Here is a 503-nt window from a genome sequence, read left to right as displayed (position 1 = left end):
CCTAGACGTTTTGGGAAAACATTAAACATGAGTATGCTTTATTATTTCTTTTCTAATCAGGAAAAAGAAAATGCTTATCTTTTTGAGGGTTTGAATGTATCAAAACATCAACATCTCATACTTCATCAAAATCAATATCCTGTTATTTTTCTATCGTTAAAAGATATGAATAATGATACTTTTGAAGATCAAATATACAAATTTTCATCTTTGATATCAAAAATTATAGATAAGTACGAAAATGTTTTGAATAGTAGAAGTATTAATGCAAGGCAAAAGAAAATCTTAAAGAAATATCAGAACTTAGAATCGAATCAAAATGAGTTGAAAGAGTCTTTATTTAATCTTTCAAATATATTCTATCAACATTATCATCAAAAAGTTATCATTCTCATAGATGAATATGATGTGCCTTTACAGAGTGCCTATCAACATGACTACTATGATGAAATGGTTGATTTTATAAGAAGTGTCTTTTCATCTGCTTTAAAAACCAATGATGC

At 26.6% G+C, this 503-nt stretch carries 1 protein-coding gene; it reads left to right on the top strand.

All coding sequences use genetic code 11. The features are described from left to right. Window positions 1–27 precede the first annotated feature (27 nt). Window positions 28–503: AAA family ATPase (locus B5E75_RS14400; protein ID WP_206414003.1), on the top strand; the 476-nt coding region annotated here is incomplete at its 3' end.

The sequence above is a fragment of the Massiliimicrobium timonense genome (genome assembly GCF_002160865.1).
GTDB lineage: Bacteria > Bacillota_I > Bacilli_A > Erysipelotrichales > Coprobacillaceae > Allocoprobacillus.
This window is presented reverse-complemented; position numbering and strand designations above follow the sequence as displayed.